Raw genomic sequence first — 20,407 nt, forward strand, 5'->3', positions numbered from 1 at the left:
GGCAGGCCTTGGCAGGCCGGAGGCGAGTGATGGACTCATCGCGGCTGAATCGATCGGGCCTGCTGCTGGGCTTCGCGCTCGGCGGGTTCTTCGACGGCATCCTGCTCCACCAGATCCTGCAATGGCACCATCTGCTCAGTCTCGTTCCGGGCGTCGGAGACATTGGCCGCCAGGTGCTGTTCGATGGGCTGTTCCACGCGCTGATGTACCTGATCGCAGCGATCGGGCTCGTCATGCTGGCGCGAAGCCGGGCGGCGCTGGAGCAGAGCGGGGCGGGGCGCCGGCTGCTGGCTCATGCGCTGATCGGCTTCGGTGCCTGGCACATCGTTGACGGCATCGCTTCGCACTGGGTGCTCGGGATCCACCGGATCAAGCTGGACAGCGACAATCCCTTGTTCTGGGACCTCCTCTGGCTGATCCTGTTCGGGCTTGCGCCGCTGATTGCCGGCTGGCTGATCCGCCGTGGCGGCGGACCGGATCGGCTCGGCCGTGCCGCAGCGACCGGAGCGGCGGCCCTGGTGCTGATCGGCGGCGCCTGGGCGGCGCAACCGCCAGGGGATATGAACAGCGCCGTCGTGGTCTTTCGGCCGGGAATGAGCGAGGGCGAGTCGGTCAATGCCGTCGCCCGGTCAGGAGGGCAGTTGCTCTGGCACTCTCGCGGCGTGTGGGCAGTGCGATGGCCCGACGGGACGCAAGCGGGCGGCCTCTATCGCGAAGGGGCGCTGATCGTCAGCCGATCCCTTGCCGGGGCGGGCTGCCTCGCCTGGACCAAGCTGCGGGGTTCATGAAGGGCCGCAGCTGAGCCTTCGGCGCCTATTCCGGATCGGTGGCGTTTTCCCATTCATGGGGCGCGGGCGGCGGAGGGCCGCCCTTCCAGTCTTCCAGATCCCGGCCGATCCAATCTTCGAGCGCCCGGCAGATGCGCGGATCGCAGGTCGGCAAGGCGCTTTCCAGAGCGTCGCGCGCGCCCTGGAGATAGGCCCGGCGAAGCTCGGGACTGTCATAGTTCATGACGATTCGCTCATAACCGTTCGGCCGCTCCTGCGCCTTTACCTGCATCACTCGCAACCCGCGACGAACGGACCGGGTCAGTGCCTTGTCCGCATTCGGGACGACGACCGTGCAGACGACGAGGCTGGCCGATCCAGGCCGCGCGTGCCGCAACCGAAGTTCATTCAAGGGAGAAGAGGATGGCATTTTTCTCAGGCCTTCAGCGCGGCGTTCAACGAGCGATCGATCCGATGCGGCTTGCGATGGCGCAGGCGCTGGCGGAGGGGAACGAAGAGGCCGCGCTGGCTCTGGCGCAGCGCTTCGGCGGGATTGGCGGCGAGGACCGGCACACAGCCCCAAGTGCCGGTGCCGGTCTCATGCCGCTTCCTGTGGCGGCGCAGGAGGGGTTCGATCGCCGGCAGGAGCATGAGATTGCCCGCCGGCGCGCGCAGCAGACCGGCCGGGATTATCGGGACGTGCTGCGGGAGATGAGGGGGCTGCCGCCGGTCACCCGGCCGCAGGCGCAACCGCCGAGGCCGCAGCCGCCGCGAACTGCGCCAACAGCGACCTCACCGCGAAGGCGGGCCGGGACACAAAGTGGGAACGTCGCACAGGAGATATTGGATGAGAAGATCCGGCGACACGGCGTCAACGGCCTCGGCTATGTCCCAGCCCCGCGCGACCCGCATGAGCTCGCGAGACTGATCTACGCGGAATCGCTGGGTATCCCCAAGGATTTCGAGGCCATTGGCTGGTCGATCGTCAATCGCGTCAACCGGCAGGGCTTCCGACCGACATTGCCGGCGGTGATCCATCAGCCAGGTCAGTTTGAGACCGTGCCGGAAGGCAACAGCAGAGGGGTCGCCCACCGGAACTATTCAGCCACGGAGCGCCCGGAAAGTCTGGGCCCTGAGGAGAGCCGTCAGTGGAAGCATGCGCTCGACACTGCGCACGGCATATTGAGCGGCCGGATTCCGGACCCGACCGGCGGAGCTACCTTTTTCTTCTCGGACGAGGATTTCAATCCGGAATGGCCGCACACCGCACCCGGCACCTTCTTTCCAGAGAGCCTCGAATCCGGTCGGCTTCGCCCGTCCAAGTACGAGTCCAGAACGCAGCAGCGCAGGCGCAATCACATACTTATCGACAATGAAAACCCGAGGCCGATCAGACGCTAAGGGCGGGCCTTACCCGATCGTGCTGCCCGGCTCCTCGACATCGATCTGGAGCCTGGTTCTCCGCCGGGAAAGCGCAGGGTGGGGCTGGTAGACCTCACCTTCGATCCTCCATTCTCCGTCGATCTCGACGCCGCCCCCAGGTGGCGCATCGGACCGGTAATCGAGATTTGCCCCTGCGTTCGTGCCAACCGCGTGGCCGATGAGAAAGCGGCCGCGCTCATCCAGACCTCGAGCGGAATATTTGTAGACGGTGAGATAGTGGTGGGTCGCGCCCGTGCCACGACCATCGGAGTGTTGATGGAGAAGATAGGGTTCACCGCGGCGATCAACCAGGATTTCCGCATTGCCCAGCCCGTAGGCCGAGCAATAGCTCCGGACATGGCTCTCTCGACGGTCCTCAAGCAGGATGAGCTTCATCCCGTCGCGGCTGTTGCTGCAATGTGCCCGGTTATCCGGATCAGACTGGACGACGGCCGTCCAGCGGCCGACGCGGCTTTCGCGGCGCTCCAGTTCTGGCGCGATCGCCGGCGTTGCCCCGCCGGCCGGAGGCTCACCGGGTGCCGCCTCTCCGTCACTGCAGCCAGCGAACGGGAGCGTCAAAGCAAAGAGAGAAAGAAGACGTTCACGAAGGAAACCGGTGCCCATGGGCCGCTCCGTCGATCTGGCGGCTGAGGTTCATCGAGCGGCCATTGCCGCCGATCGGCGCGCCCGGCCAATACCGTACACGATGTTGAAGCAGTCGAGAACAGAAAAAGAACAAAGCGGCGCTACGCTGAGAGCCTCGGTCCTTAGTGGTCTGGCCGGCGAGAATCCGCAACGTCGATCTCAATATGAGTTGCGCGGCGCAAATGAGCGGGGTGGGGCCAGCGGCGTTCCTCCTCGAATAGCCATCGACCGCCAATCACGATCCCCCCGCCACCTGGCCTGGAGACCCGATAGTCCCAGCCCGCCCATTCGCTGAGGTTGAACACGTGACTGATGACGAACCGGCTGCGTTCGTGGAGTCGGCCCCCTGAAAATCTGTAGACGGTGAGGTAATGGGCGGTTGCACCCGTGCCATGCCCTTCGCCATGCCGGCGCAACAGATACAGTTCGCCGCGCACGTCCTCGACCAGCTGTACGTTACCCGTTGCGTAGGCCGAGCAGTAATTCCCAGAATATATCTCACGGCCGCCATGGCCTAGGAACAAGGTCATTCCGTCCCGATCGTCACTGCATTGCGCCCGATTGCTGCGATCGAATTCCGTGCGCGCCGTCCACTGGCCGGCTCGACTGACGTCCTCGCGCAACGGCGCGACGCCGCCCGCCCGATGTCGATCCGGACCATCAATTTGAAAGGTCATCCCACGGGATGGCGAGGCCGTTGCGGGCGGGGGCACTTCGCCGTCGCCATGCCAGCGACCGCCGATCACGAGGCCGCCATCGCTCCGCGCAACAGCGCGATACTGCCATCGTGATGAGGAGCCTCCAGCGAGCGGCGCGCGAGTGACGAAGCGCCCGCGCTCGTCCAAGCCGCGCGCCGCGTATCTGTAGACGGTAAGATAGTGAAGGCTTCCAGCGGAGCCGTTTCGTTCCGCATGCTCACGTAACAGGTAGATGTCGCCCCGCCCGTTGGTGAGAAACCGCACCTCGCCCTCTCGATCCATCGAGCAAAAGCTCGCGGAGTCCGTCTCACGATCACCTTCGAGAATGCGCAACCTCCTAGCGTCGGCCGCCGGCTCGCAGCGCATCCAGTTAACCGGATTGGTGGTGAGGACCGCCCGCAAACGCCCGAACCGCACCTCCCGAAGGACTTGGGGCGGCCGAGCGGATGAGGTTTCATCCTGCGCGACCGGCCTGTCGAGGCTCTGTTCGTCCCGCTCGTCGCCGAGTACCTCCGCCTGCGCGAGCTGCTGATTGGCCGCGCGCGGAGTCCATCTGCCCTCCCGCGGCTCGCAGCCGGCGAGCGGGATGGTCAAGCCAAAGATAAAAAGCAGGCGTTCACGAAAAGAATCCGTGCCCATCGGCCTCTCCGTCGATCAGGGGCGGCTGGAGCCAGATCGGGCGCCGCTGCCGCCGGCCGGCCACCCGATTCAACGATCCTCCATCAGTCCGATGAAGATGGAACGGAACAGAGGTCCTGACGGATGATCAAGGCGGATCAGGCGCCGAACGCGATCATCATCGGCTGGCGCCTTGTGGCCGTTGAACATCGATTGCCAGCGTCGTCAGGTGTCGACGTGGAGGATTGGCCGGATCCGACAATTCGCCTTGGATCCGCCAGGGACCGCTGATCACGAGGCCCCCGCCAGGCGGCGTATAAGGCCGATAGTCGAAGACCGAGTCCGCATTGAAATCGACGGGCTCGTCGATGATGAACCGTGCCCGTTCATCCAGCTCTTCCGACGATAATTTGAAGACCGTCAGATAGGTCGTCATTGCGCGGGTACCATGTCCCTCGCCATGCCAGCGCAGAAGATAGACCTGCCCCAAGGCGTCGACGATCAGCCGGGCATGTTCGGTTGCATAAGCGGAGCAATATCGCTCCTGAAGCAGTTGGCGATCGCCCTGCCGCAGGGTGAGGCTCAGGGCATCGGATGGTAGATCGCAATCCGCGCGATTGCGCAGATCAAGCTGAGTCACGGCGGTCCAAGGACCGGCCCGGCTCTCCCACCGCGAGAGGGTGGGGTATTCGTGGTCGATGAAGCGCGGCTCGCTGGAACCGTCAGCCCTCGAGCGCTCGTCGAGTGCGGCATGCGATTCACCGGACCGAGTCACGTCGATCTCAAGGCGTGTGTCCTGCCTGAATGAGGCAGGATCGGGCCGGAAAACAGGACCTTCGATGCGCCAGGGGCCGCGGATCACGATGCCGCCGCCCTCGGGCGTCTCCATCCGATATTCAAAGTTGGAAGTCGCGGCCGGGCCGACCCGTTCCCGCGCGATCACCCGGCCGCGCTCGTCCAGCCGATTCGACAAGACCTTGTAGACGGTAAGGTACTGTGTTCCTCCGTGCTGGCCGCGGCCCGAGGCATGTTCATGGAGGAGGAAGGCCTCTCCCTGCGCATCCTCCAGCATCCGAACCGATGCATGCGCATGAACCGAACAATATTCGAGCCGATCGACCTCGCGTTCGCCCTCCAGTACGGCGACGAACATCGGTTCGTCGCCATGGTGCTGGCAGTTTGCGAGACCGGCAGGATCTCGCCCGGTGCGAGCCGTCCAGCGGCCGGATCGGCTCTCGATCCAACCTTGCTCCGGCGCTGGCTTGTCGAGCTGTCCGCCCAACTGGGCTTCCTGACCATTGGCCGGAACGTCAATCGAGCCAGCCTTGCCGGCCTCGCATCCGATCAACGGCAGGGCAATGGCGCAAAGACAAAGAAAGCGGTTACGAAAAGAACCCGTGCCCATCGGCCTCTCCGTCGATCAGGGGCGGCTGGAGCCAGTTCGGGCGCCGCTGCCGCCGGCCGGCCACCCGATTCCCGATGCTACACGAGATTAACGAACCGGTGAACAGAAAAAGAACAAACAATGATCTCGCCGGGGAACAAACCATGCTTCGCCGGCGCCGCCGGCAGCCGAAATCTGGAAGGAAGAGACATGATCGATGGCGTGCAGTCCCCTGCCACGAGCCAAGGCGAAGGCCTGTCGACCGCCGACGCGCTGGCGTCCGCGGCGGACGCGTTCAAGGTTAGGCTCGGCCAGGCCGAGCCCGACCGGCCCAGGGACGGAAGAGGCCGGTTCGCGCCCGGCGGCGGCGAGCCGTCGGCCGAGGAAGAGATCGAAGCGGAAGCCGAGGCCCCCGGGGCCGAGGACGAAGCCGAGAGCAGGAGCAGGGAGACTGCGGAGGAGGCGGAGGAAGCAGCCGAAGAGGCCCAGCCATCCGAGCCGCCGCTGCCCAACTCCTGGCCCGCGGAACAGGCGGAGCTGTGGAAGTCGCTGCCACCCGAAGCCCAGGCGTTCATCGCCGAACGCGAGGGACAGAGGGACCGAGCCGTCAACGCCAAATTCCAGGAAGCCGCCAACGTGCTGAAGGCCAACGAGGCCATCGTCACCGAGGCAGAAAGCAACCGCCAGCTTTATGCCGAGGCGGCGGACCTGGTGTTGAGCCTGGTGCAGCCGCAGCGGCCGCCGCTGTCGATGCTCGATCACAATAGCGACGATTATGACCCGGACAGCTATCACCTGATGGAGCGCCAATATCAGGAATCGCTCGCCGTCCTCGACCAGCACCGCCACCAGCTCGCCCAGCTTCGTGCCCAGGAGCAGAGCCAGAGGTTCCATGCGATCAACGAGGCCAGCCGGTCGGCCTTCGTCGAGGCCGTTCCGGACGCGGCCGACCGGGCGAAAGGCCCGGCCGTGTTCCAGGAACTGATCGACTATGCGCTTGCCCAGGGCGCCCCGGCCGACCTGTTCCAATCGCCGACCACGGCGCTGGAATGGCACATGATCTGGAAGGCGCGCGAATATGACCGGCTGCAATCGGCCAAGGCGAAGCTGAGGGAAAGCCCGAAGCCCGAGCCGAAAAGGGCGCCGCCGGCGGTGAGACCGGGCGTAACCACGTCGCGAAGCGCGATCGAGCATCAACGAAAGGGGCAGGCGCTGGATCGGCTGCGCCAATCGGGCAGCGTCGCGGACGGCGCCGCCGCCCTCAAGCATCTGTTGAAAGGACAACTCAGCTAATGGCGAAAGTCACCAATGCCGTCGCCTCCTATGACGTGGCGACCAACCGCGAGGATCTCGCGGATGCGATCTACCGGATCTCGCCCGTGGATACGCCGTTCATGTCGGCCGTGCCGCGCGCCAAGGCGTCGGCCGTGCTCCACGAATGGTCGACCGATTCGATCGACAGCACCAACACGTCCAACGCCCGCCTGGAAGGCGATGCGTTGAGCCGAGCCGCTTCCACCAGCCCGGCGCGCAAGCAGAATTACTGCCAGATCAGCTCGCGCGATGCGACCGTCACCGGAACCGAACGGGCGGTCAACCCGGCCGGGATCGACGACATGATGGCCTATCAGATGTCCAAGAAGAGCCTGGCGCTGCGCAAGGACATGGAGGCGATCCTGCTCGGCAACCAGGGCCAGGTGGCGGGCGACACGACCACGGCGCGAAAGCTGCGCTCGTTCAATGCCTGGATCAGCGGCAACGGATCGCGCGGCTCCAATGGCGCCGATTCGACCGCCGCAACGGCGGCGGCCACGGACGGGACTGCCGGCGACCTTCGAACCCTCACCGAGGACATGCTGAAGGATGCGGTGAAGGATGCGTTCGACGATGGCGGCGAGCCCACGCTCGTCCTGGTCGGATCGTTCAACAAGCAGAAGATTTCGGCCTTTCCCGGCCGGGCTTCCCAGCAGACGATCGTGGCCAACAAGGCGATCCTGGGCGCCGCCTCGCTCTACATGAGCGATTTCGGCGACCTCAAGGTCGTTCCGAACCGGACCCAGCGCGGCCGCGACCTGTTCGTGGTCGATAGCGACAAGGTGGCGGTGGCGTTCCTTCGCGCCTTCGAGCCGCAGGAGCTTGGGCGGGTCGGCGATGCCGTCACCCGCGACATCATCTCGGAATATACGCTCGAGATGCGGCACCCGGACGCCCATGCGATCGTCGCGGACCTGGCGACCGCGTGAGGCCGAGGCGGGGAGGGGGCTTCGGCTTCCTCCCCGGTTCCGGGGCGGATCTCCAAGGGGTAGGCTGGGAGCAGCGACAGCAACCAGTCTGCTGGGATTATCTGCGCCGTACATCTCGGTAGCGCGACGCCGTGCCGTCCCGAAGCGATTTCGGGCTGGATCCCGTCCAGCGCTTGAAGGCGCGCGAAAAGGAAGCCGGATCCGAAAATCCCACCCGATAAGCGATTTCCTTCACGGACAATTCGCGGTCACGCACCAGCGAAAGCGCCTGTCGGCGGCGCATTTCGTCGACAAGCTGCTCGAACGTCCGGCCTTCGGCCTTGAGACGGCGGTAGAGCGTCTGACGGCTGCAACCCAGATTGCGGGCCACCTGCTCCATTCGCACGGAGCCTGAGTCGAGCAGCGAAGCAATCTGCTGCTCTACCCGGCGATGGAAGGCGGGCCTGCGCGACCTCCTCAACGAGCGGACCGCTCCGGCGAAGCCTTTCAGCGACTGACGCAGGATCTCCTTCCGAAGCCCCGGGGCGGTCCCGTTTGCCGTCGGCTGCTGCGAGACTGGCCGAAGCGCAAGCAGGAACCGGGCGAACATCGCCCGCGTGCAATCTCCGCCTCGGGACCGAGCCGTGCAGGCCCTGTCGGCACAAGTCGCGCTGCAACCAACGGTCATGGAAAAGTCCCCTCGGGCAATGGCCAGGCCGTCTTATGCGCATAATACAGCCGGGGTCACCAAAGCTCAAGGGAAGGTTCAATGACTCCGATCATGCTCGTCCATGTCGCAAGCGGCGCCATAGCCTTGCTCTCAGGTGCAGCGGCGCTCCTCCTGCGCAAGGGCTCTCGCCGACACCGGAGTGCCGGGACATTGTTCTTCTTCTCGATGCTGTCGATGGCCTTCACCGGCGCGGTGATCGCGATGCAGCAGGCAGCTTATGGAGTCGCGGTCATCGGAGTCCTGACCGTCTATCTGGTCACGACATCATGGGCGGCAGCCAAGCTTCGGGACGGCAAGCCGGGGCCGATCGAGCGCGGAGCGCCGATCGTCGCGCTTGGCTGCGCCTCGGCCATGCTCCTGTTCGGATTCTGGGGCATGGAGGCTCCGGGCGGAATGTTCCGGCGCCTGCCTTACCTCGTCTATTTCCAGTTCGCAGCGATTGCGGCCGTCGCGGCGGCGCTCGACCTGAACTATATCCTGCGCAGCCCGGTGTCGGGCGTTCAGCGGATCGGCCGCCACCTGTGGCGCATGTGTCTTGCGCTCTTCATAGCGGCAAGCTCCTTCTTCCGTGGCCAGCGCGACGAGTTCCCGGATCTGCTTCGCGATCTTCCCATATGGGATCTGCCGCCGCTCGCGGTGCTGGCGGCGATGATCTTCTGGAGCTTGCGGGTCCGATTCACAAAGGCCTACCGGAACTGGCCGCCCCGAGCCGCGAGGAGAAGGACTGTCGCGAACGAGGTCGTGGAGCCGGTCGCGTGAGCCATCGGGGCCGCATCGACCATTGCGCACATTCGCGGTGGCGGCGATGAGATCAGCCTCGGTTCAAGGTAGACAGAGGATTTGGCGATGCCGGCGATCCCCGCTCACAAGATGGTGATCGAACGAGTCGAGGCGGATGGGCCCTGCGGCCCTTCGGAAACTCGCTGGATCAGCGAAGCCGGTGGCTTGACCCAGTTCGGGGCCTTCATCGAGCTTCTGCCGCCGGGCTCGCGCTCCTCGCTCAAGCATTGGCACAGTGCCGAGGACGAAATGATGCTCGTACTTGAGGGCGAAGTGACACTGCACGAAGGGGACGAGGTGACGATCTTGCGGGCAGGAGACGCGGCGGCCTTCCCGGCCGGGCAGCCGAACGGACATTTTCTGGAGAATGCGGGAAGCCGTCTCTGCCGCTACCTGATTGTCGGCACCCGCGCAGCCACCGACGTGATCACCTATCCGGATCACAACCGGATCTGCGTTCGAGTCCGCTCGCTTTCGGATGACCTATGGATCGACGGCAGCGGGCAACCCGCGAGCAGCCCCTACGCCGGCTAGACAAGGGCAGCGACATGGATCCGGTTCAGCTTCATGGATTCCGTTACAGCGTCTACAACCGGATCGCCCGGCTCGCCTTGCTGTCCAAAGGCGTCGAGCATGAGAGGATCGAGGTCGATCCTTTCGCCGAGCTGCCCGAAGGCTATTCGGCGCTTCATCCGTTCGGCCGGGTTCCGGTGCTGACGCACGGGGCGTTCAGACTGTTCGAGACGAGCGCGATCACGCGCTATGTGGATCGCGCGTTCGACGGGCGGGCGCTTCAGCCGGAGGGAGCCGCCGCGCTGGCCCGAATGGACCAGGTGATCGCGGCGATCGATTCCTACGGCTACTGGCCGATGGTCCGGCAAGTCGCCTCCCACGGCTTCTTCCGGCCATTGTTCGGGGAGGCTTCGAGCCGCGAGGAGATCGACAAGGGGCTGCAGGCCTCGGAGACGGTCCTGGGCTTCCTCGACGGCGTCGCAAGCGAGGGAATGGTCCTGAACGGCCAGGATTTCACCCTGGCCGACTGCCACCTTGCGCCGATGCTGGATTATCTCGTGCGCACGCATGAGGGCAGGGCCGCCCTTTCCCTTCACCCGGCCTTGCAGCGATGGTGGGACAAGGTGTCGACCATCGAGGCGATGAAGGCCACCGATCCGTTCGCCTCCGAGTGATCGGATCACGGCGTCGGAGGCTTGCGAACATGCTTCGAATGCGCTCGGAGCGACTCCATCGCTTGCGTGACTCGAGCGTTTCTGGTGAAGCGGGCCGATGAGATGGAACAAGCGTCCGAAGGTCGAACGGCCTGAATATCCGAAGCTGATCCCGGTTGCGGGAACGGTGGAGGAAGCCAGCCAGTTGCTGTCGCAGATCCAGGCGCACGACCCGGAGGCGGCGATCCTGGACGGTGGCGAGCGCGGCGCCTTCCTGAAGGTCCATAACGAGGCGGCCGAGGCCGCAGCCACGGCAGAGGAACGCAAGTTCCCGCTGGCTTGAGCGGGCGGGTTGCCCACGCCGACATGGCGGGAGCCTTTCGAGCCCGCCGACGCCCAGGGCAGGGCCTCGACGCTCTGCCCAAGGCCGCAGATGATCGATCAAAGGCTCGCTTCGGCGGGCCTTTTCCTTTTGGGAGGCGCGAATGGCCGGGTTTCACGCTTGCCGGGCGGATCTGCCATGAGCAAATCCGCTCTCCTCGACCTCGTCCCCGAGGCGCGGCGCAAGCTGATCTATCACGAGCAGGACGGCCAGACCTTCATCGAGACGCGGCAGGACGTGGAGCCGATCATCGCGGCGGCGAAGCTCGTGGCCGACGAGGTTCCGGGCAAGGATTTCCGCCATGCCGCCTTCATCCCTGACGTGGTGATGGAGCAGGCGTTCCGCGAAGGCTGGTTCCACGACAAGGCGAAGTGGCGGCAGTGGGCGAACGATCCCGCCAACGACTGCTTCAGGACATGGAAGGGTCGCCTTTGAAAGTCGCTGTTTGCATCCCGGTCTATGGCCACACTCACGCCAAGTTCACCCAGAGCCTGGCGAACATGCTGGTCCATTCGCTTGGGGCCACCGTTGTCGATCCCAAGGGCGAGCCGGTGAAGCTGGAGATCGAGACCTTCATGGTCTCCAGCTCCATGTTGACGGAATCCCGCCACCGTCTCGTGGCCGAGGCTTTGGCCTGGGAAGCGGATTACATGCTCTGCCTCGATGCGGACCATGTGTTTCCGCCCGACGCGCTGCTTCGGCTGCTTGCGCACAACCTGCCGGTCGTAGGCTGCAACTATCCCCGGCGCTTCACCCCGACGGCACCGACCGCGGCGATCGAGGGGCGGGACGATGACGATCCCCGAACGCTGCTTTACACGACCCGCGAGGATGCGGAGCGCGGGCTGGTCGAGCCCTGCGCCCATCTCGGCTTCGGGGTGCTGCTGATCGACATGCGCGTGTTCGACGCGCTCCAGGCCCATGCCGAGGCGAATGGCGACGGCAACTTCCTTCCCCTGTTCAAGTTCGAGCCCACCCCCGACAAGGTGGGAATGATCGGGGAGGACGTGTTCTTCTTCCGAAAGCTCGCCGAGGCCGGGATTCGCCCGTTCGTCGATCATCGGCTGTCCTGGGAAGTCGGGCATCTGTTCGAGGTGATCCTGACCAACGGCCATGCGATCGCCCAGAAGGACAAGTGGGCCGAGCATATGAAGAAGCGGGCCAGGAAGTTCGCCGACAAGGCGGCGGAGATCGAGCAGCGCGCCGAGGAGGAATTGGCCAATGGCTGAAGATCCCGAAACCTGGGCCGAACTCAAGACATGCCTGGCGGAATGGCTGAACCGCGACGACCTCACCTCGAAAGTCCCCGAGTTCATCGCGCTGGCCGAGCGCAAGTTCAACCGGGTGCTTCGAGTGCCGGAGATGGAAGCGACGACGACGATTACGCTCGACGCGGCGACCGAGAGCCTGCCGGCGGACTTCCTCGAGCTGCGGGCCATCCATATCGACAGCGACCCGAAGGTGGTGCTGGAGCAGATGAGCCTTGCCGAGCTTCGCAACGCCCATTCCGCTGCCACGACCGGCAAGCCGCAGAACTTCGCGATCCAGTCCGGAAGCACCCTCGTCTTCGGCCCCACACCCGACGCCAGCTATTCGCTCATCATCAACTATTTCCAGAAGATCCCGGCGCTCAACGCAAGCACCGCCGACAACTGGCTGCTCCTGGCCCACCCCGACATCTATCTTTGGGGCTCGCTGCTGATGGCCGAGGCGTACCTCGTCAATGACGAGCGCCTGGCGATCTGGAAGGCCTCCCTCGAGGAAGCCCTGGAAGAACTGCGCCGGCAGGGACAGCGAAAGGCCAATTCGGCCGCGCCGCAACGCATCCGTTCCGCCTGCGCCGTCTGAGCGGGAGAAACCGATGAAGATCGTCATTCCGTCAGTGCAGGTGCTCGCCGGAACCTCGGCGGATATCGAAGATCGGAGCGCCTGAGTGGCGCTGTTCAGGCCCTCCGGGGCGCCGCCATGGCTGACCGAGGTCCTGCGCTCGATCGAGCGGGCGCTGCGCGAGATCTGGCCTTCGCCGTTCCGCCCGCAGCAGCTCGCCGCCGCGGAGCTTCCTCCAGCGGCGAAGCACAAGGGCGGGATCGTCTACGACCTCACTCTCGACAAGGCGAGATATTCGAACGGCAGTGCCTGGCTGACCCTGGTCGACAGCGCCGGCGCCGCCTTCGCCGGAAACGTGACCGGCCCAAGCGGAACCTTGGGGGGAGTGAGCTTTCCAGGAACCCATATCGCTTCCCAGGTTCAGATACGCGGCGGTTCTTCCGACCATGGCTATATCGAATTCTATCCCCGCGCCGCCAATCCGAACCTGCGCGGCGCCTATCTGGGCTTTCCGAGCGCCGGCACGACGCAACTGGCGATCGCGAACGAGCTTGGCGGAAACATCCTGTTCTACATTGGCGGGGTTGCGCAGCTGACCGTCCAGCCCGGGGCGATTCTCGTCGCCGGCAATTTCTGGGGCGCCCATGCTTCGGGCTTCTCGGTCGGCCACAGCCCCGCCTTGGCGATGCGAATCTTCGGCGCGTCGTCGAAGATCGATTTCGTCGTCAGCAGTACCGTCATGGCCGAATTCCATTCGGCGGGGGTGAATTTCAACGGCACCCGAATCCAGTTCCTGGCGAACGGAAGCTTCATCGAAAGCACGGGCGGCGGTTCCAGCCATATCTACTTCAACATCCGGGCCTCGGCCGGGAAGGGCGGCTATCTGCTGTTCACCGAAGATGGCGTAGCCGATCGCTGGACCGTCGGCTTCAGCAGCGGATCGAGCGCATTGATATTCGCCCGGGGCAATGGCTTCGCGACTCCGCTGATGACCCTCACCCCCGCGGGCCTGGACGTTGCCGGCGAGCTCCGCGGCGACAGCCTGCGGATCGACTCCACTCCCTCGGCCTCGGCCGCCACCGCGACCCACAAGCTGGCCGTCAACCTGAACGGAACCACTTATTATCTGCTGTTGAGCAACGCCTGAGCCCCTCCGGTCCGGCCCGGAATCGGCGCCTAGTTGGGAAGGCGGCCAGCCGTCCGATCCTGCATGGTGCCGGCCGTTCGCCAGATCTTGTGCCTCACCCGAACCATGGGAGCTTCGCAATACCGGCACTGGCTCACGATCTGGTGACCATTGTGCCTGGCATGCCCTTTCGAGCGGACATGGCGACCGAAGAGGCAGAGTATCCTGTTGAGCGCGCGACCCGATTTCGACTGTGTCATACCGGACCGGGTGTAAGCCGCAGAAGCTTGCGGCGGCCTAAAGAGCGGAAGCGTATTTTCGCGAACGGATTTTGCCGACAGGAGCAACTTGCCCCGAGCCAGCGCGTGGCGCAGTGTCGCGGCCATGAAAGTGGCCATCTGCACGCCGACGACTGGCAGCGTAAAAACGGGTTATGTTCAGTCTCTCTTCGGACTTCTCGCAACTACGAGAGGCCATGCGATCGCCTATTACACAGATAACTCCTCCGTCCTTCCATTAAGCCGCTATCATTTGGCGTGGACGGCGCTGCGGGATGGATGCGAGGCGATCCTGTGGATCGATGCGGATCAAACGTTTCCGCCTGACGCATTAAACCGACTGGCAGCACGAGGCATTCCCGTCATTGGCTGCAATATTCCAATGAGGCAGCCGCCACACCTTCCCACTGCTACCGTGGAGAGAGGCGGCAAACACTGGCCGGTGCGCACCACCGAGTCGAACAAGGATGTCGAGGCGGTTGATCATATTGGTCTGGGGTTCACCCTAGTTATGGCCGAGGTGTTTCGGAAACTGCCGGAGCCGTGGTTCGCAATTCCGACGGATGGACGGACCATGCTCGGCGAGGACTGGTACTTCTGTAGGCTCCTTAGCGAGCACGGTTTCCGCCCATACGTTGATCATGCCCTTTCATGGGAAATTGGACACATCGGTGATCACGTCGTCACCCACAGGGACGCCAATAAGGTGGGAGAAGAGAATGCGAGTACCGTTCTCCCCGCCGCCGGGGCTAAATAGCGACGACACCACCTTCGCGGCACAAGGGCGCTGGGCTGACGGTAACAATGTGAGATTCCGCCTCGGCAGGCCCCAGGTCATCGGCGGGTGGCGGCAATATAATTCCGCCAATGGTTCTAACGATCGGTTCAGTGGGATCTCCCGTAAGCTCTACTTCCATACAGCGAGCAACGGCTTTCACTGGTTGATGGTGGCGACATCATCTCACCTTTATGCCGCCAGGGTTACGATCAACGCCGGCACAATCTCAGGCGCCTTCTCATCCACAAACTCTTTAACGACTGCGGGAACGATCGACGGCTTCAGCGGTCGAGTTTGGTCATTGGCGATGTTCGGCGACACGCTGCTTGCAAATGGGTATTATGCTGCCGGTTCGGGTGTCTATCAGAACTCGCTCTGGGCGGCCACGTACACAACCACCAGCTACAACGATGTCACATCCGTCACTCAGGCCCCCGCCCAGATTGCCTGGATAATCGTCACTCCACAGCGGCAAGTTTTGGCTCTGGGGTGCAACGAAGAAGCGAGTTCCAAATTCAACCCTCGGTGCATCCGTGGTTGCGATCTGGAAGACTATACGGACTGGACCACATCCGCCTCGAATAATGCCTTCGAGCATATCTTGGACGGCGCTGGTGTCATCATGCGCGGCGAGTGCATCGGCGGATATGTGGGCGTCTGGACCGACCGTGATCTGTGGATGGGGCAATATATCGGAGATCCGTCGCAGACATATCGCTTCGACCGGGTGGCCGATAACTGCGGCCTCTCTAATGTGGCTTGCTTGGTCGTGGTGGACAGCACTGCGTACTGGATGGGGATCGACGGCAATTTGCGCTCGTGGAGACCTGGCGGTCAGGTAGAGGTCATCTCGTCACCGATCGCACTAGACTACCAGGCGAACGGAGGAGGGGCCTACGCGCCACAGAACGGGATTCACCAGAGCCAGTTTTTCATCGGCTACAACCCGATCTTCAGCGAGATCTGGTACTTCTATGCAGACAGGCGGGATGGATCGAGTGATTGCGCCACCCGCTATGTCGCACTGTCACTAAAGGAGGGGACGTGGTTCAGGGGGAGCATGAGGCGGCACGCATGGCTTTCTCAATGCCCTCAAACGCCGCTTGCCGCCGCTGACTCTGGTTACATCTATCTGCATGAGCAGGGTACGTCGGCGCATTCGACCTTCGTCCTGCCGAACTCCGGCTCCGCCATCTCCTGGCATCTCCAGAGCGCCGACTTCTATGTCGATGAAGGCGATCGGGAGGTGGAGCTGCAGCGGTTCATTCCCGACTTCGAGGACCAGACCGGAAGCGTCAACCTGACCATCAACGTCCGGATGCGTCCGCAGGATTCGGCCACGGCCAAGGGGCCTTACACGCTCGCCACCAGCGACACGAAAAAGGACTTCCGGATCAGCGGCAAGCTCTTCTCCGTCAAGCTGGAGGATGCCGACGCCACGAACTCCTACATGCGGCTGGGAAAGCCGGTCTTCGAGGCGGTGCTGAAGGGCAAGCGCAGTTGACCGACTATCAGCGGTTTCGGCCGCTGTTCGCCCAGGCGATGGACCCCCGCCTCTACACGATCGACTATCTCGACACGCTCGTCCTCTCGATGCGGGCGCAGATCTGGTTCTCCGGCAACGCGGCGATCGTCACCGAAATCAAGGGATATCCGACCGGGGCGCAGGCGATCCACGGCCTCGTCGCCGCGGGGGATCTTCAGGAGATTGTCGAAACACTGATCCCGCGCGCCGAAGAATGGGGCCGGACGATCGGCTGCACGCTTGCGGTGATCGAATCCCGTCCCGGCTGGGCGCGGGAAATGAAGAAGCATGGATACGCGCCGTTCCAGACGGCCATTGCGAAGGAACTTTAGGATGGGTCTTTCCACCTCCAAGTCGAAAACCACGACCAACCAGACCCAGACCCAGAACAGCAACACGTCCGGCTACCAGATGCCGGTCGCGCCGGAATGGCTGTCGGGCGGGCTCCAGGACTATTTCAGCCGGGTCGGGCAGTTCGGCCAGATCGATCCGGCCTCGCTGGTCGCCGGGGCCTCGCCGCTCCAGCAGCAGGCGTTCCAGTCTGCCCGGCAGCTCGGGCAGGGTGGGAACCCGCTCGCCGCCAATGCCGCGTCGATCGCCGAGGGCGTGGCCGGGGCGGGCGCCAACATGATGGGGCAGGCTTCGACCTACAATCCGTCGCTGGCCAGTGCGACCGGCTACGACCTGCCGACGCTCGGCAATGCCGCCCAGGTACAGGCGCCGACCGCCAATCTGTCCAACGCCAGCCTGACCGAGGCCGATCGGACCCGGATCGCCGACAGCCTTGGCGATTTCATGTCGCCTTATACGCGCGACGTGGTGGATTCGACGCTGGCCGATTTCGACGCGGATGCGGGACGGCGGCAGGCGGCGCTTGCGGCTGCGGGCGCAAGATCCGGGGCGTTCGGCGGTTCGCGCTTCGGGATCGCCGAAGGGACGCTTCAGGGCGAGCTTGCGCGCGGGCGAGCAACGACCGCCGCAACGCTCCGCGACCGGGGCTTCCAGACCGCGCTCGGCGGCGCCGTCTCACAGGCCGGGCTCGACCAGCAGCGCAACCTCTTCAACGCCGGCTCGGCCAATGATCTGAGCCAGTTCAACGCGAACAGCGCCAACAACATGTCGCAGTTCAATGCCGGGATGGGGATGCAGGCGGGGCTGGCCAACCAGAATGCCCTGAACCAGTTCGCTTTGACGAACTTCGGGGCCGGGGTGGATCAGGCCCGCTATGGAGCCGATGCCGCCAACCAGTTCGCGCTCGCCAACCAGTCCGCCCAGAACCAGGCGGGGCAGTTCAATACCAACAGCCTGAACGAAGCGGCCCGGTTCAATGCCGGGCAGCAGGACACGGCTTCGCAGCGGGCGCTGGCCGCGGCCCAGCTGCTCGGCGGCTTCGCCAATGACGAGGCGAACAACCGCCGTGCCGACCTGGGCGTCCAGGCGACATTGGGCGAGCAGCAGCGGCAGATCGCCCAGGCCCAGCAACTCGCCCCGCTCGCCCAGCTCGAAGCGATGGGGGCGCTGTACGGGAACGTGCCCTATGACGCGCTGGTCGGGCGCTACGTGCAGGGAACGGAGAACAGCACCGGCACAATGCAGGGCACGTCGACGACAAGATCGACGCCAAGCATGTTCAACTCGTTCCTCGCGCTGGCGAGCATGATCAACCCGATGTCGTTCGGAGGGGGCAAATAATCCCCGACGTCATCGCGGGCGGCTTCAAACAAGATAGTGAAGAACCCGCCATGCCGGCTCCGGCCGCGGCAAGCTCATTCCGGAAAGGAACGCATCATGCGTGTGAACGGGTGCGCCGATGGGCGCGGCTGAGCTGCTGGGCCTGGCCGGGCAGTTCGGCCCGCTCGGGCTCTTCGTCGGCTATCTGATCTGGGACAAGACCCAGGAACGCAAGCTCGCCAAGGAGCGGATCGAGACCGATCTCGAGCTCGCCCGGTCGATGACCCTGCTCGCCGCCCGGATCGACGGGATGAAAAGCTGATGTGCCCGCGCCAGCAGGCCCTTCGCGAGGTGCGATCGGCGGCGTCCCGCCTGTCCCATGCCTGCCTGGTCGATCTTCTGAAGATCGACACGACGGGGTTCCTGCCGGCCGCCGCCGAGGATTTTGCGGCGATTCTGGCCGAGCTGGACCGGCGAACCCGCGGCCGCTGATCCGCGGCCTGGCCGCCGGCCGAAGCCGACCGCCAAAGCCGCGACCCTTTCCATTCACGGGAGACCCAAGCCATGAAGCCGATCGACAATGCGCGCCTGTGGTGGCGCTTCTGGTCCGTTCGCCTGGCGGCGATCGGATCGGCGCTCCAGGCCCTGTTCACCGGGTGGCCCGACGCGGGGCTCGCCTTGTGGAATTCGATGCCGGTCGAAGTGAAGGCGCTGCTTTCCGCCGAGGCGGTGACGGCGCTGCCGCTGATCTTCTTCCTCGCCGCCATCCTTGCCCGCCTCGTCAAGCAGCCGAGCCTCCACCATGCCGAAACCCGCGACCCGCGCGCCTCGGCCTGATCCGAGGGGACGGCTGGCGGCGATCGTCGGCCTTCCCGCGGCCGCTCTGCTGATGGCCACCGTCGCGCTGTGGGAGGGCAAGGAGAACAATGCTTATCGCGACGTCGCCGGGATCTGGACCATCTGCTACGGCGACACGGCCAACGTCCGCCCCGGTCAACGGGCAACCGACGCCGAATGTGTCGATCGGCTGGAGCGTCAGCTACTCAAGCACGCCGAGCCCGTCCTTCGCTGCGTCCCCACCTTGAGGGGCAGGGACGACCAGCTCGCCGCGGCTTCGAGCCTCGCCTACAATATCGGCGTCAACGCCTTCTGCAATTCGACGGCTGCCAGGAGATTCCGCGCGAGCGACTTCCGGGGCGGCTGCGATGCCATGCTCGCATGGAACAAGGCTCGGCTGAACGGGCGGCTGGTACCGGTCCGGGGCCTCACCAACCGGCGCCGGCACGAGCGGGAGATCTGCCTGAGGGGGTTGTGAGGGTTTTCCAGGCCGGCGGCGCGGAACGCGCCGGTCCGATCGAACCGCTTGCCGCCAGAAGCGTTGGCCCGCTGGATGCCCCGCTTCTTCTTCCATGTTCGCGGCGGTCCAGTCGAGGCCGACGACCCCGAGGGGCTCGATCTTCCGGACCTGGAGGCGGCGCGCCGAAAGGCCGCCGAATATGCTCGGGACCTGCTGGCCGCCGCCGTCCTGGAGGGGCGGCTTGCCCTCCAGGATTGGATCATCGTGTGCGACAGCGAAGGCCGGGAAGTGGCGGCGGTATCGTTCGGCCAGTCGGTCGGGCTGCCGGAATAGATCAGGCGGCTTCCTGCGCCGCAACCGGTCCGACCAGCAGATAGGTTTCGTCGAACTCCGCAGCGTCGCTCAAGCCCTGCCAATCGTCGATGTGAACGGTTCGGTGCTCCATCCTTGCCAGCCCGCCGGAGCGCAGCGATTGCAAAGTCCGGTTGACGTGAACGGCCGTGAGGCCGAGCGCATCCGAAAGCTGTTCCTGGGTCGCGTTCAGCGGGTAGCAAATGCGGCTTACGAGGCCCGCTTGCTCCATCCGGATGCCGAGTTCGCAGAACAGGTGCGCCATTCGCGAGCGGGCGTCCCTGCGACCGAGATTGCCGAGCCATTTCGCCAGGATGGAGGCGTCGGCGATCGTATCCCGCCACAGGGCCAGGGCAATGGCCGGCCTGGCAGCGGCGAGCGCGCGGATTTCGGCATGAGGGACGTGAAGCACCGTGGTGGTGGTCAGAGCCTCAATCCCCCAGCCGGCAATCGGAACGACGGTGGAGTGGAGGTCGCACATATCCCCCGGCAAATGGAGCGCGGTCACCTGCCTTCGTCCATCTCTCATCTGGTCGAACCGGGCGGCGAGGCCATCGACGACCAGGGTGGCGTGGCAAATCCCCTCGCCCGGCCTGACGATGTCGCGGCGGGCGGCGACCTGGTGAGCGTGGCTCTTGAGGTTCAGCACGGCCTGCCGATCGGCTTCGCAGAGCGGGGAGCGGCGCAGGAGCCGGTCCAGGAAACGCGACATGGGTTTGAGATTGGAGGTCGCCACGGCG

Annotated in this window: 27 protein-coding genes; 21 read left to right on the forward strand and 6 right to left on the reverse strand. The window is 64.7% G+C overall.

The genetic code is table 11. The features are described 5' to 3' along the window. Positions 1–29: 29 nt before the first annotated feature. Entirely contained in the window at positions 30–788 is a 759-nt protein-coding gene (locus ACRYLT_RS09755) for a DUF2243 domain-containing protein (protein WP_482663899.1), read from the forward strand. A gap of 25 nt (positions 789–813) precedes the next feature. Here the strand turns inward: ACRYLT_RS09755 and ACRYLT_RS09760 are convergent, their stop codons facing one another. Next, positions 814–1,164 carry a hypothetical protein gene (locus ACRYLT_RS09760; RefSeq protein WP_482663900.1) on the reverse strand — a complete coding sequence of 117 codons (351 nt, stop codon included), beginning with the start codon at positions 1,162–1,164 and terminating at the stop codon, positions 814–816. Positions 1,165–1,190: 26 nt separating this feature from the next. On the opposite strand from ACRYLT_RS09760, the gene ACRYLT_RS09765 reads away from it, so the two are divergent. Further along, the gene (locus ACRYLT_RS09765) at positions 1,191–2,168 is read left to right on the forward strand and encodes a cell wall hydrolase (RefSeq protein WP_482663901.1); all 978 of its coding nucleotides are present in this window, start codon (positions 1,191–1,193) and stop codon (positions 2,166–2,168) included. 9 nt (positions 2,169–2,177) lie between these two features. Here ACRYLT_RS09765 and ACRYLT_RS09770 read toward each other — a convergent pair whose 3' ends face one another. The 3 genes from ACRYLT_RS09770 to ACRYLT_RS09780 all read right to left on the reverse strand — a co-directional run bounded on the left by ACRYLT_RS09770 (position 2,178) and on the right by ACRYLT_RS09780 (position 5,555). Next, positions 2,178–2,813, reverse strand: a complete 636-nt coding sequence (locus tag ACRYLT_RS09770) for a hypothetical protein (RefSeq protein WP_482663902.1) — start codon at positions 2,811–2,813, stop codon at positions 2,178–2,180. Positions 2,814–2,956: 143 nt separating this feature from the next. Further along, complete coding sequence (locus ACRYLT_RS09775; RefSeq protein ID WP_482663903.1) at positions 2,957–4,171, reverse strand: hypothetical protein; 1,215 nt, start codon at positions 4,169–4,171, stop codon at positions 2,957–2,959. 157 nt (positions 4,172–4,328) lie between these two features. Beyond that, complete coding sequence (locus ACRYLT_RS09780) at positions 4,329–5,555, reverse strand: hypothetical protein (RefSeq protein ID WP_482663904.1); 1,227 nt, start codon at positions 5,553–5,555, stop codon at positions 4,329–4,331. Positions 5,556–5,744: 189 nt separating this feature from the next. Here ACRYLT_RS09780 and ACRYLT_RS09785 point away from each other — a divergent pair, with 189 nt between their 5' ends. Both ACRYLT_RS09785 and ACRYLT_RS09790 read left to right on the forward strand, forming a co-directional pair. Beyond that, positions 5,745–6,827 carry a hypothetical protein gene (locus ACRYLT_RS09785; protein ID WP_482663905.1) on the forward strand — a complete coding sequence of 361 codons (1,083 nt, stop codon included), beginning with the start codon at positions 5,745–5,747 and terminating at the stop codon, positions 6,825–6,827. Continuing rightward, positions 6,827–7,777, forward strand: coding sequence for a DUF5309 domain-containing protein (locus tag ACRYLT_RS09790; RefSeq protein WP_482663906.1), 951 nt, complete (start codon positions 6,827–6,829; stop codon positions 7,775–7,777). Before ACRYLT_RS09785 ends, ACRYLT_RS09790 begins: the two co-directional genes overlap by 1 nt. A gap of 97 nt (positions 7,778–7,874) precedes the next feature. On the opposite strand, the gene ACRYLT_RS09795 is transcribed toward ACRYLT_RS09790, so the two are convergent. Beyond that, complete coding sequence (locus tag ACRYLT_RS09795; RefSeq protein ID WP_482663907.1) at positions 7,875–8,366, reverse strand: helix-turn-helix transcriptional regulator; 492 nt, start codon at positions 8,364–8,366, stop codon at positions 7,875–7,877. Positions 8,367–8,525: 159 nt separating this feature from the next. Between ACRYLT_RS09795 and ACRYLT_RS09800 the strand changes: the two genes are divergently transcribed. The 17 genes from ACRYLT_RS09800 to ACRYLT_RS09880 all read left to right on the forward strand — a co-directional run bounded on the left by ACRYLT_RS09800 (position 8,526) and on the right by ACRYLT_RS09880 (position 19,649). Then, positions 8,526–9,245 carry a DUF2306 domain-containing protein gene (locus tag ACRYLT_RS09800; protein WP_482663908.1) on the forward strand — a complete coding sequence of 240 codons (720 nt, stop codon included), beginning with the start codon at positions 8,526–8,528 and terminating at the stop codon, positions 9,243–9,245. 87 nt (positions 9,246–9,332) lie between these two features. Next, positions 9,333–9,800, forward strand: a complete 468-nt coding sequence (locus ACRYLT_RS09805) for a cupin domain-containing protein (protein WP_482663909.1) — start codon at positions 9,333–9,335, stop codon at positions 9,798–9,800. 14 nt (positions 9,801–9,814) lie between these two features. Beyond that, positions 9,815–10,453, forward strand: a complete 639-nt coding sequence (locus ACRYLT_RS09810; RefSeq protein ID WP_482663910.1) for a glutathione S-transferase family protein — start codon at positions 9,815–9,817, stop codon at positions 10,451–10,453. A 97-nt stretch (positions 10,454–10,550) separates the two neighbouring features. Then, on the forward strand, positions 10,551–10,775 hold the full coding sequence (locus ACRYLT_RS09815) for a hypothetical protein (protein WP_482663911.1): 225 nt from the start codon (positions 10,551–10,553) through the stop codon (positions 10,773–10,775). Positions 10,776–10,952: 177 nt separating this feature from the next. Then, positions 10,953–11,249 (forward strand): hypothetical protein, encoded by a 297-nt coding sequence (locus tag ACRYLT_RS09820; protein WP_482663912.1) that lies wholly within the window; start codon positions 10,953–10,955, stop codon positions 11,247–11,249. Further along, a complete protein-coding gene (locus tag ACRYLT_RS09825; protein ID WP_482663913.1) occupies positions 11,246–12,043 on the forward strand; it encodes a hypothetical protein in 798 nt (265 codons plus the stop codon). Before ACRYLT_RS09820 ends, ACRYLT_RS09825 begins: the two co-directional genes overlap by 4 nt. Next, positions 12,036–12,662 (forward strand): phage adaptor protein, encoded by a 627-nt coding sequence (locus tag ACRYLT_RS09830; protein WP_482663914.1) that lies wholly within the window; start codon positions 12,036–12,038, stop codon positions 12,660–12,662. Before ACRYLT_RS09825 ends, ACRYLT_RS09830 begins: the two co-directional genes overlap by 8 nt. A gap of 85 nt (positions 12,663–12,747) precedes the next feature. Then, positions 12,748–13,788 carry a hypothetical protein gene (locus ACRYLT_RS09835; RefSeq protein ID WP_482663915.1) on the forward strand — a complete coding sequence of 347 codons (1,041 nt, stop codon included), beginning with the start codon at positions 12,748–12,750 and terminating at the stop codon, positions 13,786–13,788. A gap of 363 nt (positions 13,789–14,151) precedes the next feature. Beyond that, complete coding sequence (locus ACRYLT_RS09840; protein ID WP_482663916.1) at positions 14,152–14,802, forward strand: hypothetical protein; 651 nt, start codon at positions 14,152–14,154, stop codon at positions 14,800–14,802. Beyond that, a complete protein-coding gene (locus tag ACRYLT_RS09845) occupies positions 14,765–16,327 on the forward strand; it encodes a hypothetical protein (RefSeq protein ID WP_482663917.1) in 1,563 nt (520 codons plus the stop codon). Before ACRYLT_RS09840 ends, ACRYLT_RS09845 begins: the two co-directional genes overlap by 38 nt. Then, complete coding sequence (locus ACRYLT_RS09850) at positions 16,324–16,680, forward strand: hypothetical protein (protein ID WP_482663918.1); 357 nt, start codon at positions 16,324–16,326, stop codon at positions 16,678–16,680. Before ACRYLT_RS09845 ends, ACRYLT_RS09850 begins: the two co-directional genes overlap by 4 nt. Before the next feature lies 1 nt (position 16,681). Beyond that, positions 16,682–18,040: a hypothetical protein gene (locus tag ACRYLT_RS09855; protein ID WP_482663919.1), complete on the forward strand. Its 1,359-nt coding sequence runs from the start codon at positions 16,682–16,684 to the stop codon at positions 18,038–18,040. A 118-nt stretch (positions 18,041–18,158) separates the two neighbouring features. Then, a complete protein-coding gene (locus ACRYLT_RS09860) occupies positions 18,159–18,341 on the forward strand; it encodes a hypothetical protein (protein ID WP_482663920.1) in 183 nt (60 codons plus the stop codon). Next, on the forward strand, positions 18,341–18,511 hold the full coding sequence (locus ACRYLT_RS09865) for a hypothetical protein (RefSeq protein ID WP_482663921.1): 171 nt from the start codon (positions 18,341–18,343) through the stop codon (positions 18,509–18,511). The genes ACRYLT_RS09860 and ACRYLT_RS09865 overlap by 1 nt, the downstream gene beginning before the upstream one ends. 72 nt (positions 18,512–18,583) lie before the next feature. Next, a complete protein-coding gene (locus tag ACRYLT_RS09870; protein ID WP_482663922.1) occupies positions 18,584–18,856 on the forward strand; it encodes a DUF7940 domain-containing protein in 273 nt (90 codons plus the stop codon). Further along, on the forward strand, positions 18,822–19,334 hold the full coding sequence (locus tag ACRYLT_RS09875) for a lysozyme (RefSeq protein ID WP_482663923.1): 513 nt from the start codon (positions 18,822–18,824) through the stop codon (positions 19,332–19,334). The genes ACRYLT_RS09870 and ACRYLT_RS09875 overlap by 35 nt, the downstream gene beginning before the upstream one ends. Positions 19,335–19,409: 75 nt before the next feature. After that, a complete protein-coding gene (locus ACRYLT_RS09880; RefSeq protein ID WP_482663924.1) occupies positions 19,410–19,649 on the forward strand; it encodes a DUF6894 family protein in 240 nt (79 codons plus the stop codon). A gap of 1 nt (position 19,650) precedes the next feature. Here ACRYLT_RS09880 and ACRYLT_RS09885 read toward each other — a convergent pair whose 3' ends face one another. After that, positions 19,651–20,403, reverse strand: a complete 753-nt coding sequence (locus ACRYLT_RS09885; RefSeq protein ID WP_482663925.1) for a Crp/Fnr family transcriptional regulator — start codon at positions 20,401–20,403, stop codon at positions 19,651–19,653. Positions 20,404–20,407: the final 4 nt, after the last annotated feature.

Source organism: Sphingosinicella sp. SM1-17 (assembly GCF_056821765.1).